The sequence below is a fragment of the Aggregatilinea sp. genome (assembly GCF_036822615.1).
Classification (GTDB): domain Bacteria; phylum Chloroflexota; class Anaerolineae; order Aggregatilineales; family Aggregatilineaceae; genus Aggregatilinea.
In genome coordinates this window covers 1-16290 of record NZ_DAISHJ010000036.1, presented here as the reverse complement: position 1 = coordinate 16290, position 16290 = coordinate 1, and the positions used below count along the sequence as shown (strand labels likewise).

13 protein-coding genes and 2 pseudogenes are annotated in these 16290 nt (G+C 56.0%); 9 read left to right on the top strand and 6 right to left on the bottom strand.

Annotation, left to right across the window (positions count from 1 at the left end; all coding sequences use genetic code 11):
* Positions 1-372: 372 nt before the first annotated feature.
* Together V7116_RS12420 and V7116_RS12415 are read left to right on the top strand one after the other, a co-directional pair.
* A complete protein-coding gene (locus V7116_RS12420; RefSeq protein ID WP_324392248.1) occupies positions 373-855 on the top strand; it encodes a rhodanese-like domain-containing protein in 483 nt (160 codons plus the stop codon).
* 555 nt (positions 856-1410) lie between these two features.
* A complete protein-coding gene (locus V7116_RS12415; protein WP_324392247.1) occupies positions 1411-1734 on the top strand; it encodes a hypothetical protein in 324 nt (107 codons plus the stop codon).
* A gap of 327 nt (positions 1735-2061) precedes the next feature.
* Here V7116_RS12415 and V7116_RS12410 read toward each other — a convergent pair whose 3' ends face one another.
* From V7116_RS12410 to V7116_RS12395, 4 genes are all read right to left on the bottom strand, one after another.
* Positions 2062-2274, bottom strand: coding sequence for a hypothetical protein (locus V7116_RS12410; RefSeq protein WP_324392246.1), 213 nt, complete (start codon positions 2272-2274; stop codon positions 2062-2064).
* A 162-nt stretch (positions 2275-2436) separates the two neighbouring features.
* Positions 2437-3105 carry a hypothetical protein gene (locus tag V7116_RS12405; protein ID WP_324392245.1) on the bottom strand — a complete coding sequence of 223 codons (669 nt, stop codon included), beginning with the start codon at positions 3103-3105 and terminating at the stop codon, positions 2437-2439.
* A 250-nt stretch (positions 3106-3355) separates the two neighbouring features.
* On the bottom strand, positions 3356-4471 hold the full coding sequence (locus V7116_RS12400) for a YncE family protein (RefSeq protein ID WP_324392244.1): 1116 nt from the start codon (positions 4469-4471) through the stop codon (positions 3356-3358).
* Positions 4472-4722: 251 nt separating this feature from the next.
* Positions 4723-7287 carry a tetratricopeptide repeat protein gene (locus V7116_RS12395; RefSeq protein WP_324392243.1) on the bottom strand — a complete coding sequence of 855 codons (2565 nt, stop codon included), beginning with the start codon at positions 7285-7287 and terminating at the stop codon, positions 4723-4725.
* 244 nt (positions 7288-7531) lie between these two features.
* Between V7116_RS12395 and V7116_RS12390 the strand changes: the two genes are divergently transcribed.
* Complete coding sequence (locus tag V7116_RS12390) at positions 7532-8953, top strand: FAD-binding oxidoreductase (RefSeq protein WP_324392242.1); 1422 nt, start codon at positions 7532-7534, stop codon at positions 8951-8953.
* Between the two features lie 203 nt (positions 8954-9156).
* On the opposite strand, the pseudogene V7116_RS12385 reads toward V7116_RS12390, so the two are convergent.
* A pseudogene (locus tag V7116_RS12385) lies at positions 9157-9800 on the bottom strand (M15 family metallopeptidase).
* Between the two features lie 409 nt (positions 9801-10209).
* On the opposite strand from V7116_RS12385, the gene V7116_RS12380 reads away from it, so the two are divergent.
* From V7116_RS12380 to V7116_RS12355, 6 genes and pseudogenes are all read left to right on the top strand, one after another.
* Positions 10210-10608, top strand: coding sequence for a (R)-mandelonitrile lyase (locus tag V7116_RS12380; protein ID WP_324392241.1), 399 nt, complete (start codon positions 10210-10212; stop codon positions 10606-10608).
* Positions 10609-10676: 68 nt separating this feature from the next.
* Positions 10677-11537 carry an aldo/keto reductase gene (locus tag V7116_RS12375; protein WP_324392240.1) on the top strand — a complete coding sequence of 287 codons (861 nt, stop codon included), beginning with the start codon at positions 10677-10679 and terminating at the stop codon, positions 11535-11537.
* A gap of 218 nt (positions 11538-11755) precedes the next feature.
* Positions 11756-12721: an aldo/keto reductase gene (locus V7116_RS12370; RefSeq protein ID WP_324392239.1), complete on the top strand. Its 966-nt coding sequence runs from the start codon at positions 11756-11758 to the stop codon at positions 12719-12721.
* A gap of 11 nt (positions 12722-12732) precedes the next feature.
* Positions 12733-13107: a DUF2255 family protein gene (locus V7116_RS12365; RefSeq protein WP_324392238.1), complete on the top strand. Its 375-nt coding sequence runs from the start codon at positions 12733-12735 to the stop codon at positions 13105-13107.
* Positions 13108-13130: 23 nt separating this feature from the next.
* A pseudogene (locus V7116_RS12360) lies at positions 13131-13803 on the top strand (aldo/keto reductase); the annotation flags it as partial.
* Between the two features lie 466 nt (positions 13804-14269).
* Positions 14270-15214: an AraC family transcriptional regulator gene (locus V7116_RS12355; RefSeq protein WP_324392236.1), complete on the top strand. Its 945-nt coding sequence runs from the start codon at positions 14270-14272 to the stop codon at positions 15212-15214.
* 329 nt (positions 15215-15543) lie between these two features.
* On the opposite strand, the gene V7116_RS12350 is transcribed toward V7116_RS12355, so the two are convergent.
* On the bottom strand, positions 15544-16290 hold a 747-nt coding region (locus tag V7116_RS12350), incomplete at its 5' end, for an ABC transporter substrate-binding protein (protein WP_324392235.1).

Sequence of the window (16290 nt, the reverse complement as noted above, 5' to 3'; positions counted from 1 at the left end):
CCGCACTCTGCACTACGCCTGCATCATACGGGTTGCGCAAACATATCAGAACCGTACGTGGGTTTGAGGCGATCAGATCTTGAATGTGAGCGCGTTGCATCGAGTTCAAATGGGCACTGCGCGTTGCAATCACCAGGACGTCAACTTGTTCGGCCAGCGCGGCAGAACGGCTGACTCCCCCGGCCCATATGCATTCGTAATCGCCTTCATCTCCATGCAGTCCGTAACGAGCACTCCCTTAAAACAAGCCGCATCCAGCTCAAAAACCAATCCCACCAGCAAAGGTATACGCATTTTGGCGCATAGATTTAAATACACAGATCTGTCATTATTGTTATTCCAAAATTCAAGGAAGCATCGAGTGAGGATACGATGAGCCGCAAAAACGTTCTCTTCCTACTAATCAGCGCAGTCGTCGCAGCGCTTCTCTTATCAGCCTGTGGTTCGTCCATGAGCAGTGACAACAACGGTGGCAGCACAAACCAGAACTCGCCGGAACAGAGCGGAACAGAGTCCGCCATTGAATTTCCAGGCGGAACCTATCAAACACTCACGATTGATGAGTTTGCCGCCATCGTCGAGAATCGCGCAGACGACTACCAGATCATCAATGTACACATTCCTTACGCGGGCGAAGTGGCCAACACAGACACCAACATTCCTTATAACGATCTCGAAGCACTAACAGCCGCGATCCCCAGTAAGGACACGCCGGTTATTCTCTACTGCCGTAGCGGCAATATGAGCGAACAGGCCAGCCGAGCGCTCATTGAGCAGGGATACACTCAAGTCTGGGACGTACCGGGCGGCTTGGTCGCCTGGCAGGACAGTGGACGCGAGTTAATCGATAAATAAACTGCTCCTTCTACAACTCACCCCGCCCTTAACAGGCAGCATCCCGTTCAGTTGGACCACACACGTTAAGGAGGTTGAGCACTCCTGTCACCGCCGTTTGGCGCAAAACCGATCCCGTGAGTTAACGGGTGCCAACCAGAGCAGTGCATCTTGGGATCGGTTTTCCCACGAGTTAAAGGGATAGCTTATATGCACGCAAAAAGCCAAACCAACCTGCGACCACTGGCTGTGACCCACTCCATCATGCGTCGCTGGTTAGTGCCCTTTCTCGTCGCCTACGGGTTGTTCAACGCCCTACCGTTTGCTGCCCCGGTATTCATACTGATCGCCCGTTCAGCACAGAGCACCGCGCGTGAAGTTGACCTCAAGCTCGCACGCATTGTCGAAAGACAGCAGCACTTGCCCGGCCAATCTGAGAAAACTGCCGAACATATCCGATCTACGAGCTGAATAAGTAGCCGGTTGTGTCCATCGGAACACGCCATTTGGCGCATGCCAATCGCAAGCCGATGTCCTATAGTGGATATAGCTTGCAGGCAACTCAGGAGGTCATGTATGGCAAACGCTAAACAAAAGCGACGCAGTATCGGGACGAAGTGGATTCTAGGCGGCATTGCCGGCGGCGTGGTGCTAATCGTCGCCGCACTGGCGCTGGCTTCGCGTCAAAATGACGCACCCAGCCAACAGTCGTTCGATCCCAATTTCGAGCCGGAAGTGACCGGTGCGCCGCGCGTCGAGATCGTACAGGATGAGGTCATCGACTACGGTGATGTCAAGCTGGGCACAACCGTGAACACGGTGTACACGGTACGCAACGTCGGCGACGAACCGTTGGTGGTGTCAGGAGAGCCGCGAGTCGAACTCGTGGAAGGCTGTTGACCGCCTCGCGCTGTCGTCAGTTCGACGACCATTGAGCCCGGCCACGAGGCCACTGTTTCACTCTCGTTCATGATGCATGGGGACATGGGCGGGCCGCACGAGTTCCGTGTGCATCTGAACACCAACGATCCTCAAGAACCGACCAAGTACTTGACCATCATATCAAATTGGGTACCGTAAGTGCGTCCTGAAAATACGCAGCCCGGCGAGCACTGAACCCGTAGATGCTGTTAACTTTTATGCCCGCGATCCTAACTCAGATCGCGGGCATACCTACTGAGGGCCGTTGCCCCAATTGTTGCGCCTTATACGCGAAAGCAGCTGAGGCTATGAGCGTGTTAAAAACGAGTAGGCATTCCACCCCGTTTTCTCCCACCCTAAAACCACCGGAAAGTGCTGGACGCGGCTGGCCACAGCCATCGCGTCGGCAAGGTAATTGCGGTTGATCAGGATCACCGCGCCGGGCGTGTTTTCTTCCTCAGTGACCGGGTAAATGATCTCTTTGGGCAGCGTGGCTCCGTGCGATTCGCCATAAAACAATAGACAACATCGATGTCTGGAACAGCGGCCACGATACAACTACCGCCACAACGTAATTGATGATCATAACGATGATCATCGGCGCACCCAGCCAAAACAGGCTTCTCTCGTTGGGGAACAGCGACAGGTCGAGTGTGGTTGCAATGTAGCCACTGACGATCATTAATGATGTGCCGGATGAGCGGGCGGTTGTGCGTCAGGTAGTACAGTGGGATGCCAAACGGGCCGACCAGCAGCGGCCACGCCAGCAGCGAGCGCCGTACTGGAAAACTCTCCCTCAGGTGCAGCGGCACCGGCCAGGGTTACGACCTGCGCACCGTCAAAGGTGTCGCTGCCGGGAGGCGCAAGGCGCTCGATCTCGGCTGCGATGCCATCAACGCCCGGTAACAACACCGCATTGAGCGGCTTGAGCAGACTCGCCGCCTGCAAACCACTTTGCCAATCCTCGGGATTGTACAACAGCACCATGTCGGGGCTTGTTCCGTTTTCGCCAGCGGGATAGACGGCCCGGCCCACGCGGCTGGAGACCTCAGCCGGATCAGTCCCAGTGAAGCGCGTTGTGTTTTTGGTATTCCAGTGCAACCGCGGCTGATCGCAGCCTTCGGGGCACGGGTGGCGCGATACGGCACAGACATAATACCGGCCAGCAATAGTGCGGCAATCAAGATGGCAACGGTCGTTGCCATAGGAGTAAACCAAGCGGGTAAACGTGACATACAAATCCTTTCCATCCCCAAAAACGCATGCGCACGCGTGGCTCCGCGAAATATCACAAGAACATAAATAGAAAATAAGTTGCAAGTGACACATCGCTTGCAGCTTCCAATCCACACCATACCATCTCGTTAAGTAAATACCATGATGCACCTGAATGATCTGCGGATGGATCAAATGGTCGATATGAGAAGCGCTACTTAGCGTGCAACAAAGGGAAAACATAAAGTTGAGTGAACAGCTCGAAGAAGTAAAACAGAGGCGTGGATAGGTTCTCACATTACGCTTATCAAAACGACCTCGATTAGCAGGGAGCGCTAACCGAGGTCCTCTTCAAGGTCAATTCAACGTGTGGGCTGAACCTGCATCAGTGATGGACGTAGTGTGCATTCCCCATCGCGGATTCAAGGGATTCGGGCAGAATGCCGTAATCGCTCGGTAGGTCAACGCGGCCCAACTGCTCACCGCTGTGAATGTCCACAATCGTCAAGGTGCCCGCGTTGATCCCCTCGGCATTGAGCAGGTTGTTTTGAATCACCATCGCCTCGCGCCCAGACTCGGTCTGGAAGAAGCCGAAGTGGTGCGCGCCTGGCTCAGCCTGGAAAGTCTTCACCAATTCCAGTTCCGGCAGGTTATCCAGACTGTAGGCATTCACGACGCCGGGCACCGCAAAGCTGATGTAGAGCAGTTGGTCTTTATCGCTCTCAGGATCTTCGCCCGGGCCGATGTAGAACTCGAGGGCAACCCCCAATCCATCGGCGCTGCCGTCAACGACCTTCGTGAATTCGCCCAGACGGCCCATCTCTTCGTCGAATGGCGCAATCCACACACCACCGTCGTTGATCGTGGTGACCAGAGCATAGGACGGGTAACCGTCACGCAGCATCAAGACTTCCACGGGTTGGGTCAACACATCCCACGACTCGGACACGAGGACGGTCTGTACCGGTTCACCGGTTTCCATGTCGAGCACCGTCACAGTGTTGCCCATGCCGGTAGTGAGATCCGGGTGAATGGTTGAGGTCACCAGCATGTAGCCGAGGGCTTCACTTGCCGAGATCCCATGCGGGTAAAGGATGAACGGCTGGCCGCTCGCCGGATCCTTCGGTTCGGGCGCAACGGTAGTCCGGACCATTTCGTTGGTCTTGGCATCGAATAGCCCGATGGTTCCATCCCGGTCGCCGCCAGACCCGCCGATGAAGGTTAGCCAGAAGTACGAACCGTCCTCCGTGAAGTACATGTCTTCACCCACGATATTATCGCCGGTATCGACAGGCACAGCTTCAGTGAGAGTCGGCACACCGCCAGCGTCGCGTTCCAGGATCAGCTCGTACAGGAAAGAACCGCCGAGCGCCGTGTTATACAACCGCGACTGATCGTGATTGTAGTAGAGGTGGTGTGGCAGCACGCCTTCGCCCAGCTCAAGCGTCTGAAGAACTTCACCAAACCCCTCCGACTCGGGATCGAGGTTGACCAGGGCCACCCCGTCAGCCCCGCCGTTGAGGTTCCGATAATCGATGAAGAACAAACCGTTAGGCGCTGTACCCCCCTCGCCGTGAGCGGCAACAGATAAGGCACCAAGACAGATCGCCAGCATCAGCGCCAGTGCTGTCATGGTTCGTAGTGCGAATTTTGTAGACATGGATGTTTCCTCCTGAGCAGTGTTCTCGAACGTCGAGCACAGTATAGGAGGTGTGGGGGGTGGAGAGTCATCACCCTTTCAGGTGATTCAAGTTATTCAAGAATCTCCAGTTCGCGGGCGCGGATGACCGCTTGCACCCGGTTGGTAACGCTCAACTTCGAATAGATGTTGTTGATATGCGTCTTAACTGTATTCAGCGAGACGACGAGCCGATCGGCTATCTCACGGTTCTGCAGCCCGGAGGCGATGCACGCCAGCACCTCAAGCTCGCGGTGACTTAACGGATCGACTAGCGGTTGATTATCCATTCGTGCGGGCAACAAGGTCTGCTGGGGTTTCGCTCGCAGCGTGTCTTCGATTTCTAGAAGCGCCCACTCGATGTTTGTTGCCATTTGCGAGAGCGAGTCAATGGTTTGCAGATTGTAGCCGGTGAGCAGGACGGGCAGCTCAGCAATGCCATGCGAAGCCAGGAACTGCTGCACCGCCGTTCTACTGGAATGATTAGCCGCCACGTGATTCGTAACCAACGCCAGGATTTCCAATCCTGTGGATTGGCTTTGAGCCGTATAACAGAGTTCGCCCGCGATGATCAGCAGTTGCAGTAAAACCGGCACGTATTGAATTGACACGGCGATTTGCAAAGCCTTCCGGCAAGTTTCGCTGGCAGCCGGGTAATCTTGAAGCGAAAGGTGTATGCGGCTGAGGCCGCACAACGTTTTCGCCAGCCCGCCCGGATCGTTGATTTGCTGGTATAGAGCCCGGCTCTCATTGTAATTTTGAAGCGCTTCGTCGAATGCCTGCTGCTGAAGGGCCGTATCGCCCAGGTAAGCCAACACCAGCGCCATACCCTCCGGATCGCGGAATTTCTGCCGCAACGTATGAGCCGATTCAAAATGCCGCTTGGCGGCGGCATACGCCTGCATCTCAAGCGCGACCTCACCCAGAGTCGTCAGGCAGTACGTCATGAACCACCGGTCGTCCGCTTCTTCGCAAATCTGGTAGGCTCTCAGTGCGTATTGATGCGCCTGATCGTGTTTACCCTGGCGCAGGTAGGTTTCTGCCAGTGTGCGGCAGGCCACACTCAGATTCGATGGGCTGTGAGAGATTTCTGCCCGCTGCCGTGCCTGTTCTGCCAGCTGCTCCGCATCGCTGTAGTCACCGCGCACCAGCGCAACAACCGCCTTTCCAAGCGATGGATCAAGCGCATAGCTCAAACTAGGGGAAATATTCAGCCGCCTGAAAACTGTCTCGCACTGATCAAATGATGCTTCAGCGTTCTCTAACTTCCCCAGACGAACGTACATCCATCCCAGCAACGAGAAAAGGTAACCCAGTGCCAGATCGGTTTCGCGGGTCGCCTCCAGACTCATCAAGTGTGCGCTTGCGCTGTAGGCGGCCTGATACGCCTCCTGATACCGTCCGTGAAACTGGCAAAAGACGGCATAGGATTCGGTCATCCGGTGCAGAGCCTCGACATTGCTTCGTTTGACCGCCCATGCCCACGCCGCTCGGATATTGTCCAGCTCCTCCGCGATTTCATTGCTGGCACCGATCTGGCGGCCCCCGTGCAAAGCCTCATTGCGACTATAAAGAAAATCGGCGTAATACGCGCAGTGCGCATCGAGCAGGGTATCGGTTTCGTCTATCTGATCGGCGGCGTGCTGGCGCACCAGCTCGTGAATGTGAAAGCGCCCGCTCGCTTCCAGCCGCAGCAGCGATTTATCGGTGAGCAGTAACAGCGTGTTCAATGTCGCGCCCGCCACCTGCTCGGCGGCTTCACGGCGAAACCCGCCTTTGAAGACCGACAGACGATTGATGACCGCCTCTTCCTGGGGCGATAACAGCTTCCAGCACTGTTCAAACACGGCGCGGATGCTGTGATGGCGTGCGGGAAGATCGTGCTGATGGCTGTTGAGAAAGTCGAGGTTCTGACGGATCTCCTTGGCAATAGCCTGGCAGGGCAGCACTTTCAGCCAGCAGGCAGCAAGCTCCAGGGCCAGCGGCATCCCTTCGACCAGTTGGCAAATCTGAAGAACGTGCGGAAGGTCGTTCTCGATCAGGAAGTCCGAGCGTATATGACGGGCACGTTCGACGAATAATTGTATGGCATCGTACTTTTCCGCTGCTTCAACCGTCTGTTCCTGCGGAAAGGACAGCCCAGGGACACGACACACCCGTTCCTGTCGCAGATTAAGCACTTCCCGCGAGGTCACCAGGATAGTGAGGCCGGGGCACCCATTGAGCAGGTCACTCACCAGCACTTCCGCCTGCTCCGGCAGTAGCTGCTCGAAGTTATCCAGCAAGAGTAGCATGTCCTTTTCGCGTAAAAAGTGGAGCAGTTGTTCAAAGGCGCTCTGGTGCCCTGAAAACGGGCAGTTGAGCGTATCTGCAATCACCTGGAGGAACACATCGGAGGTATAAGATGCCTGCAAATCCACGAAGTGAACGCCGTTGGGATAGTATCCTGATAGTCGTACCCCAACCTCGACTGCCAGCCGGGTTTTGCCGATGCCACCCTCCCCCGTCAGTGTCAACAGACGGCAGTGGGAATCTGCCAGCAGTTCCGTCACCTGCGCGATCTCGTCCTCCCGACCAATGTAGGCAGTTGGCTGCACCGGCAAATGGTGTAGTTGTGCCTGGACCTCAGCATCCGGCATTGTCTTGGGTCTCCCGCTTGGCAATTGACACTCAGATGGCGATTTGGAACAGGCGTTTAGCGCAGTAAAACACAGTGTAACACAAGGGTACTGGGAAATGGTAACGATAGTATGAATCCAAATTCACCCATAAGGGTGATGATTCTCCTCCCTCTATTGCCTTACGTTTGTGAACATCAAGAACGCAGCCATATTGCGGCTCTATCCATCACCGTTCACAAAACAGGTAGACAGGAGAAATACAATGACAGTTGAAGTCTTCCCTAACCAAAACGCCGCGCTGACCGATAAAGCACTGGCGCTGCAGCAGGCGATGCGAGGCCAGGTGATACTGCCCTCACATCCAGAGTACGATGCAGCTCGTCGTGTCTGGAACGGGATGATCGATAAGTACCCGGCTATGATTGCGCGCTGCACAGGTGTTGCGGATGTCATTGCGGCAGTGAACTTCGCCCGAGAGCATAACATTCTGGTTGCGGTGCGAGGTGGTGGGCACAACGTCGCTGGGCACGCGACCTGCGACGGCGGACTGGTCATCGATCTTTCTGCCATGAAAGGCATTCACGTCGATCCCGTTAAGCGTACCGCTCGCGCAGACGGCGGCGTTACGTGGGGAGAGCTGGACCGGGAAACCCAGGTCTTTGGGCTGGCTGCGCCTGGGGGCGTGGTCTCGACCACGGGAATTGCTGGACTGACTCTGGGCGGCGGCCTGGGCTGGCTGCGCCGTAAACACGGCCTGACCATCGACAACCTGCTATCGGTCAATCTGGTAACTGCCAGTGGCGAATATCTCACCGCAAGCGAGAACGAGAATGCGGATCTGTTCTGGGGGCTGCGCGGCGGCGGGGGCAACTTTGGTGTCGTCACGTCGTTCGAGTATCGCCTGCACCCGGTAGGGCCGATGGTAACCCTGGCTATGCCGTGGTATCCGGTTGAGGACGCGAAGGAACTGCTGCCAAAGTGGCGCGACTTTATGCAGGATGCGCCCGAAGCACTGTCTTCTACCGCCTACTTCTGGACCGTCCCGGCTGTGCCGGACTTCCCCGCAGAGTATCACGGCAAACGCGCGGTGATTTTTGGCGGTGTATATACTGGCCCTCTGGAAGAAGGAGAACGCATCACCCGCCCGTTACGGGAGATGGGCACGCCTTTCCTGGATTTGAGCGGACATCTGCCCTGGACGAGCATCCAGCAAGGCTTTGACCAGTTTTTCCCTGCGAGGCAGCGCCAGTACTACTTCAAGTCGCGTTACCTGAAGCGTCTGGACGACGACACGATCGACGCACTCATTCCCCGGGGAGCAAATCCCCCTTCACCGTCGATTCTCATTGTGATCTGGCACAATGGCGGCGCTATGCGCAGGGCTTCTGCTGAAACGACGGCGTTTATGGGACGGAATGAGAACTACCTGTTCAGTGTGGACGCTATCTGGGACGATCCCGCTGAAACGGAGGACGTGCTCGCCTACTCACGCGCGTACCTTGCCGAGATGGAGCCCTACTCCACCGGTGGCTTGTACGTCAACTTCGCCGGATTGGGAGAAGAGGGCGAACAACTGGTCAAGGATGCTTACGGCGCACACTACAATCGTCTGGTGGCGCTGAAGACCAGATACGATCCGGCTAACCTGTTCCGGCTGAACCAGAACATCAAACCTGCGTTGTAACCTGTTGGGCACCTGAACAACATGTGTTATCCCGGATTTTGGAGGTGAAAAGAAAGGGGTAGCGGACAAATGAGCCGCAAGCGGCTCAAAGCGGCACGCAAACGGTAAAGCGGTATCGGGACTTCCTGGTATCGCTTTACCGTACGGAGACAGAAATAGTACAAGACAGGGTGCTAATCATCGATGAAATTCATCCGCGAGGTTTAGCGGGTGTATCCATTGTCCAATCCACTACCCGAACGGCTTAACATTTCATTTGAAATAGGGAAATCAAAATAGCTGTCGGGGTACGGTTCGTTTTTCAATACGTAGTGCCGCCACTCATAGATATATGACTCAAATCCGCTGGATTCCATGAGAACCGGCGATTTTCCACTTCATTGGGTGGGATTCCTTTTGACGTATGGTGTGACCGCTCATCCATAAAATCGAAGTCGCTTTCCATAGGAACAAGCAACTTCGTATCCAACCGATAAAGCGTAAGATCAACCGCACTTCCACAACTGTGGCCTGATTTGGACGCCACGAAGCCCTTTGTAATCATCTCGGCTCGGTCTATATTGGGGTAATGTTTTTCTTTTGTACGGCCATCTTCCGGCTGCGCCGACCAATACAAAAAACGCTTTATCGCGCGTTGAGGACGGTAACCGTCCCAGAGAAGCAGGCCGTATCCTAAAGCCGCTGCTTTTCCCTGCACCTCCAGCAGCGCCTCAGCCAAAGCGTGGGTTCCCACTATGCGGTGGACTTCATACCCGTCTACCGGTTTTCCAGTGAAATTGTTCCACGTGGCGTATTTGGCGTCCCAACGAATGCCGTGCAATATCTCGTACTGGTGGTTGCTCCCCACAAGGGCCACCTTGCTGCCCTGTGCGACCACACAGAACGATGCCTCCAACAAGCTGTGGAGCCGCTGCGAAGGCGTGAAAAAAGACAGCCCAGAAGAATCCCTGAAGCGGCTTGGAGCGCCATCGTCGGGGATGTCCCGCGTACCCGTTGGCCCCGCTCCTCACGATTTGCTTACAAGCGTTGCGCCCCACGTGCTAAGTGCTGTTGATTAACCGCACTCATAACAATCTCGTCCTTACGTCCCATGCGGATCGCCACAGAATCATACAATCATCCTGGATAATTCTACAATCGTTTTGCTTTATCCCCCTCTATAATGGGCCTTAACAAGAGGAAGCACCCTTTACTTTTACGAACTTTCTAGAATTTCATCTAAGCGTAAATGGAGCAATGGGCAAGGGGTTGAGAAGATGGGTATCACAAAAAACGGCAAATTACCGTCAGGAAAGGGGCCTGCGGAATGGTTCACCGGCACGGTGCGCATCGATCCCCTGTTCGCGCCAAACGAACCGGCACGCGCAGGCGGCGCTTATGTGACGTTTGAACCCGGCGCGCGGACCGCGTGGCACAGCCATCCGCTGGGCCAAACCCTGATCGTGACGTACGGCACCGGGCGGGTGCAGCGCTGGGGTGGCCTCGTCGAGGAAATTCAGCCTGGGGATGTGGTCCAATTCGCGCCAGGGGAAAAACACTGGCACGGGGCTGCGCCCACCACCGCCATGACGCATATCGCCATTCAGGAATATCTCGATGGCAAAGCTGCCGACTGGATGGAACACGTCAGCGACGAGCAATATCAACCCGAATAAGTGACCGAAGCGCTGGCAGATATAAGCAACTCAGACGATCGACAAAACGAGTGTAGGGGATGTATGCTGTGATTCTCGAAGAAAACTACACGCTATCTAACGGCGTAGAGATTCCGAAGCTGGGTCTCGGAACGTGGTTCATCAGCGATCAGGATGTCGTCCAGGCCGTGAAGGACGCGGCAGAAATTGGATACCGCCACATCGATACGGCGCAGGCCTATCAAAATGAGCGTGGCGTTGGCGAGGGGATCAGAGCCGCCGGTGTGAACCGGGACGACCTGTTCATCACCACCAAGCTTGCCGCAGAAGTCAAGTCCTACCAGCAGGCAGTGTCATCGATCGATCAATCGCTCCGGACCATGGGGTTGGATTACATCGATATGATGATTATTCACAGCCCGCAACCCTGGCGACAGTTCGGAGAAGATGACCGCTACTTCGAGGGCAACCGCGAAGCCTGGAGAGCGCTTGAGCAAGCCTATAAAGCAGGAAAACTCCGTGCCATCGGCGTTTCGAACTTCGAAAAAGCGGACCTCGACAACATCCTTGAGTCCAGCTCTGTCAGCCCGATGGTCAATCAGATCCTGGTACATATCAGCAATACGCCGCACGAGCTGATTCAACACACCCAGGACAAAGGCATCCTGGTTGAAGCGTATTCACCGGTGGCGCACGGAGAATTGCTGAAAAACCAGGGGGTTGCAGAAATCGCCAGGGCCTATGGGGTGACGATTCCGCAGCTCGGTATTCGCTACGTTCTGCAGCTCGGTCTGCTTGCCCTCCCCAAGACGGCGAATCCGGAGCATATGAAAAACAATGCGGACGTGGATTTCGTCATCTCTGACGCGGACATGGACCGTTTGAAGAACGTGCCGCAAATCGAGAACTATGGCGAGGCCAGTATGTTCCCGGTTTATGGCGGTAGCTGACTCCGCAATCGTACCTCCGACGGTATTGCGTTCGAGTTGTTCGATCTCCAGCTAGAAAACAGAATCGTGACGGAACACCGGACACAGGCTTGCCCAGGCAGCGCACCCCATTCCAGTCAGTCAAAGCGTCTCGATAGCAAGGCTGCCGAGGAGATGGAACAGAGCGACATCAAGGTTAATCGTGGTTCAGTCCTGAGTTCAATAACCGGAGACAAAACATGCAAACACGTAAACTGGGCAACAGTGGTTTGGAAGTCTCAGCGCTTGGGCTGGGCTGTATGCGCATGACGTTCGGCGATGCGCCGGTTGGCAGCCGCCAGGACATGATCGATTTTCTGCATCAGGCCGTTGATCGTGGCGTGACGTTCTTTGACACGGCGGAAGTCTACGGCCCCTTTACCAACGAGGATCTGGTCGGCGAGGCGTTGGAACCGTTCAAAGGGCAGGTCGTAATTGCCACTAAGTTTGGCTTCAAACACGGCCCTGATGGCCCACATCCTACCGTTGGCCTGGACAGCCGCCCCGAACAGATCAAACGTGTCGCTGAAGAATCGCTCAAGCGGCTAAAGGTCGACGCTATCGATCTGTTCTATCAACATCGTCCAGACCCGAATGTGCCTGTTGAAGATGTGGCAGGCGCGGTCAAGGACTTGATTCAAGAGGGTAAGGTGAAGCACTTTGGGCTTTCCGAGTCAAATGCTGAGCAGATCCGCCGTGCTCATGCCGTACAGCCGGTCGCGGCGCTGCAAAGTGAATACTCAATTTGGTGGACACCGATTGAAGAAGAAATCCTACCCACCTGTGAGGAACTTGGCATTGGCCTGGTGCCCTATAGTCCACTGGGACGGGGCTATCTGACCGGCAAGATTACCGAAAAGACAACCTACGCCGATACCGATATTCGCGCCCGCAATCCTCGCTTTACACCCGAGGCGATCGAAGCCAATCAGGTGGTGGTCGATCTGTTGGAGCGAATCGGCGCGGAAAAAGACGCAACTCCGGCGCAGATCGCGCTGGCGTGGCTGTTGGCGCAGAAACCCTGGATCGTACCGATCCCCGGCTCACGCAAGCTTGAACGCCTGGATGAAAATCTTGGATCGGTTGATATCGAACTGACTGCCGCCGATCTCAACGAAATCAAAGACGCCATGGCCCAAATCTCGGTGGTTGGGAACCGGTATTAGGAAGCGAGTTGATGATGGCCTGGACAAATGCGGAACTCGACAAAATTGACGCTGCCGAAGAACTGCGAATCGCATCCCTGAAGCGGGACGATACGCTGCGCAAGCGGGTGATCATCTGGGTCGTCCGCGTTGGCGACAATCTCTACGTCCGGTCCGCGAACGGGCGCGACGGGGCCTGGTTTCGCAGCATGCAGATGCGGCATGAAGGGCGGATCTGGGCCGGGGGTGTCGAAAAAGACGTCACGTTTGTGGACGTGTCCGATTCTGACCTCAACGACCAGATCGACAAGGCGTATCTCACCAAGTATCGCCACTACCCACAATACGTTGCCCCCATGGTCACCCCTGACGTGCGGGCGGCGACGATCAAGCTCGTGCCGCGTTAGATCTCTACATCAGGAGCACAAACATAGATTACGTGAAACTGGGAAACACTGGCCTGGAAGTCTCCCCAATTTGCCTGGGCTGCATGAGCTTCGGCAAAGTGGAGGGCGGCGTCCATAACGCATGGACCCTCGACGAAACGGGCAGCCGCGACATCATCCAGCGTGCGCTGGATCTCGGCATCAACTTCTTTGATACGGCCAATGCCTATTCGAATGGCAAGAGCGAGGAAATCCTCGGACGGGCCGTGAAGGATTTCGCCAATCGGGATGAAGTGGTCGTCGCCACGAAAGTCTTCGTCCCCGTGCGCCAGAGGCCAAATGGCGGCGGCCTGTCGCGCAAGCACATCCTGAGCGAGATCGACCACAGCCTTCAGCGGTTGGGGATGGATTACATAGACCTCTACATCATCCACCGCTGGGATTACCGCACCCCCATCGAAGAGACGATGGAAGCGCTGCACGACGTCGTGAAGGCGGGCAAGGCGCGTTATATCGGCGCGTCAGCGATGTACGCATGGCAGTTCCACAAGGCGTTGAACGTCGCCGACAGGCACGGCTGGACGCGCTTTATCTCGATGCAGAATCACTACAACCTCATCTACCGCGAAGACGGCGGACCAGGGGATCGCCCTGCTCCCCTACAGCCCGCTGGCATCCGGGCGGCTGGCGCGGGACTGGAATGTACAGCACTCCAGTGCTAGAGCAAGCAGTCGGAGTCACCGGCCTCATCGAGCTCCGGCTGTTCGTGTCGTCTTCAGCACCTGATACGGACTTCCGCCAGTGGCAGCAAAAACCGGTGCTGCAGGCACCCGACAAACAACCGGAGATGTGAGCCGAAAGCGAACAGGAGTCAAACGCACAAGCACCACCTGCCCAAAAACGGGTGGTCCTTAGTTGGAACTGAGGCCGCGAAAAACCGCATCCCACCAACAGCATGGAGGATAATAGTGTGCAGCGTCTTTTGATATTCATTTTCCGCCCCCCCATGAATACTTGCGCGTGCTCTGTTCTTAAATAAAACTCCATAAAATCCGCATATATGGAGAGAAAATATAGGTATCTGACGCTCATTATAAAGAAATAGACATAAATTGATTGTAGAATTATCCGGAATGGCTATATAATCCTACAGATAGTCGCGTGACCAGATATAGAGAGTTCCATGGATATGAGTACTCATCAGCAAGCAGAACGCGAAGCGCAGCGGATACAAGCAGATCGTGAAGAGCTAGTCGAACGGATAGCGCGGACTATTCCCGAAGATGGCCTCATCCAACCCCTGCCGGGGCTGCATCTAGGTCGCCTCTCCACACCTTCGGAGCGCATTCACAGTGTACTCGAACCCTCGTTTTGTGTGATTGCGCAGGGCAGCAAGGTGGTCTTTGTGGGTGACAACCGCTACCAGTACGATCCGTTCAACTACCTCCTCACTACACTTGAGTTACCGCGAGTGAGCCAGGTGCTGGAAGCATCCAGGGAACGGCCCTACCTCAGCCTAAGGCTGGAACTGTCCCCAACCCTGGTTGGCTCAGTGATGGTGGAGACAGGGCAGCCCATCTCAGCCAGCGGAGTCGATGCGCGCGCGATTGATGTCAGCCCCCTGGGTGCAGATTTGCTGGATGCGATTGTGCGCCTCGTCAGATTGGTGGAGTCCCCTGCCGAAGCGCGCATCCTCATGCCCCTGATCACGCGGGAAATCATCTATCGCCTGTTGAGGAGTGATCAGGGAAGCAGACTCTGCCATCTCACTATCTCAAGAGAACACACACCCAACATCGTTAAAGCCGTTGAGCGCCTCCGGCAGAATTTCAACCAGCCCGTGCGTATTGAAGAGCTTGCGCAAGAACTGGGAATGAGTGTCTCAAGTTTTCACCACCACTTCAAATCTGTCACGGCGTTGAGTCCGCTGCAATTTCAAAAGCGGCTGCGGCTGCAAGAGGCACGCCGCCTGATGCTAGGTGAAGACCTCGACGCAACACAGGCCGCTTATAGTGTCGGCTACAACGATGCCGCCCACTTCAATCGGGAATATAAGAGCCTCTTCGGCGAACCACCGATGCGCGATGTGCAGCGTCTGCGGGAAGAAACCGGCGCTTCTTCCGTCTGACGAAACGAACGGTATTTGTGTACTTCATCGTGGAATTGGGCTCGTGCAAGGTCGTGTATTGTGGCGCGAGCCGAGGATCGTCAGATTGAGGCGCTCATCACTCCGCTGAAGGCATCGCAAGCCAGTGCGATCTGCGAGCGATTCATTGGCAGTGCGAGACGCGAATGTCTGGGCCATGTCATCATTCTGAGTCAGCGACGTCTCCATCGCGTCAAAGTTCAGCACCGCGAGACAGGTCTAGAGACAGAATCCCCGCCATGAAACCAGCTCATATGTAGTTGACGGTTCGGCAATCAGACGAATATCACCGTACGTCACGGTCTATGACGTCAGTCCGGCAGAAAGTCCATGGTATAGCTGGCGTCCAGGTCGTCCAGAGGCGCCGACAGCAACCCCGCGTCGAGCAGAATCGCCTGCGTCTGTTCCCACGCCGCCGCCGAGATGTAGCCCAGTTCGTCCGACCGCCACAACTCGACCGAGTTGTACAGCACCTGCCGCTGCGTGTCGTACTGGTCTTCGGGCAGGTCGGGGACGTACTCTGGCACGCTCACCTCGAACGCCGCGTCCGGATCGGCAATCACGTCGGCTATCCCGCGCTGCAGGGCGCGCACCATGCCGCGCACCAGATCGGGGTCGTCCTGTATGGTCTTTTCATTGGTGATCAGCCCGTTCGAAACGAGCGTCGTGTAGTCGGACACGTCGATGACGTTGACCGGGAAACAGCTGTCTTCGATGGTCAGCGGCTCGTTGACGATGTAGACCACAGCCGCATCGACCGCACGCTCACACACGTTTTCAGCGGCGGTGTAGCCGATGGCACGCAGCTCTCCCAGATCGTCCTCGGTCATGCTCTCCGCGGCCAGCAATGCGCGCAGCCCGATGTAGCTCGCGCCATAGAACCCCGGAATGCCGACGATGCGCCCGGTCAGGTCATCCGGCTCGGTGATGTCGAGGTCGGCAGCCGATACAATCCCCACCGGAAAGCGGTGAAACCACTCGAACACGTAGACGACCGGGCGATCGTTGGCGCGCGCCAGCACAACCTGTTCGCCGCTGACGATCCCGAATTGCAGGTT

What these genes read in the sequence shown, in the direction of transcription:
- V7116_RS12420 (WP_324392248.1), top strand. Translation starts at nt 373, where the DNA reads ATGAGCCGCAAAAACGTTCTCTTCCTACTAATCAGCGCAGTCGTCGCA.
- V7116_RS12415 (WP_324392247.1), top strand. Translation starts at nt 1,411, where the DNA reads ATGGCAAACGCTAAACAAAAGCGACGCAGTATCGGGACGAAGTGGATT.
- V7116_RS12395 (WP_324392243.1), bottom strand. Translation starts at nt 7,287, where the DNA reads ATGCCGGATGCTGAGGTCCAGGCACAACTACACCATTTGCCGGTGCAG.
- V7116_RS12390 (WP_324392242.1), top strand. Translation starts at nt 7,532, where the DNA reads ATGACAGTTGAAGTCTTCCCTAACCAAAACGCCGCGCTGACCGATAAA.
- V7116_RS12380 (WP_324392241.1), top strand. Translation starts at nt 10,210, where the DNA reads ATGGGTATCACAAAAAACGGCAAATTACCGTCAGGAAAGGGGCCTGCG.
- V7116_RS12370 (WP_324392239.1), top strand. Translation starts at nt 11,756, where the DNA reads ATGCAAACACGTAAACTGGGCAACAGTGGTTTGGAAGTCTCAGCGCTT.
- V7116_RS12365 (WP_324392238.1), top strand. Translation starts at nt 12,733, where the DNA reads ATGATGGCCTGGACAAATGCGGAACTCGACAAAATTGACGCTGCCGAA.
- V7116_RS12355 (WP_324392236.1), top strand. Translation starts at nt 14,270, where the DNA reads ATGGATATGAGTACTCATCAGCAAGCAGAACGCGAAGCGCAGCGGATA.